Source organism: Acidovorax sp. KPB24-03 (assembly GCF_057546605.1).
The window spans coordinates 1-955 of the sequence record NZ_BAAJYR010000767.1 but is presented as its reverse complement, the minus strand read 5'-3'; the positions used below and the strand labels follow the sequence as shown (position 1 = coordinate 955).

The following is a 955-nucleotide window of genomic DNA, read 5'->3' as shown; positions in this document are numbered from 1 at the left end:
TGGGTCAGCTCGGCTTGCCCGTGCGGCGTCGATACGCGCAGCGGGCGGCGCTCCCAGTCGGCGGCGATCGGCAGGTCGATCGCCTGCCAGCCGCCGGCGGTCCCATCGGCGGCGGGCGGCGCGGGCGCCGGGCCCTGCACCACGGCCTCGTAGCGCTTGTCCACCTGCCGTGCGGCGAAGGCATCGCCCAGCGTGCGCTGGGCCGTCGCGTGCCGCGCCATGAGCACGATGCCGGAGGTCGCCTGGTCCAGCCGGTGCACCACCAGGGCGTCCGGCCAGTGCTGCAGCGCACGGGCGCTCAGGCAGTCCTGCTTGTCGGGGCCGCGCCCCGGAACGCACAGCAGGCCCGAGGGCTTGGCCAGCACCAGCAGGTCGTCGTCGGCGTACAGGCAATCGGGCGGCGGTGCGGCTTCCCCGGCGCCTGGCGCCGCCTCAGTGGCGTCCGCCATCGGCCGGGTCATCGGGGCCCTTGGCCGTGCCATGCACCAGCTGGTGCACGGTGGCGCAAAGCTCTTCCACGTCGTTGGGCTTGTGGATGAGGGCGCTCGCGCCTTCGGCCAGGGCCGATTGTTCGATCTCCGCGGTGACGTGGCCCGAGGCCAGGGCCACCGGCAGGTCAGGGCGGATGCGCTTGGCCTCGCGCACCAGGTCCACGCCGCAGTAGCCGGGCATGTTGTAGTCGGTCACCAGCAGGTCGTAGTTGCGCGGGTCGGCGCGCAGGGCCTCGGTGGCTTCGTGCGGATCGGTGAACCCGGTCACCTGGTAGCCGCGGCGGCGCAGCAGGCGCCGCACGAGGAAGACCAGCGCCTCGTCGTCGTCCACGTACATCACGTGCGCGTGCGCTCGTCCGCGCTCTGCACGGGCGGCGGGGCGGCGGGCTGGGGGGGCGTGCGGCGGCGCGCTCGGTGCCGAATCCGGCGCCACGGGGAAGTAAAGCGTGAAGCGGCTGCCTTCG

Annotated in this window: 2 protein-coding genes; both read right to left on the bottom strand. The window is 74.0% G+C overall.

Annotated elements, in window-relative coordinates; all coding sequences use genetic code 11:
• A partial coding sequence (locus AC27KI_RS25850; RefSeq protein ID WP_487116693.1) for a pseudouridine synthase occupies positions 1-449 on the bottom strand: 449 nt, incomplete at its 3' end.
• Positions 433-955, bottom strand: a 523-nt coding sequence (locus tag AC27KI_RS25845) for a response regulator (protein WP_487116691.1), incomplete at its 5' end; no start/stop codon positions are given. The genes AC27KI_RS25845 and AC27KI_RS25850, both read right to left, overlap by 17 nt.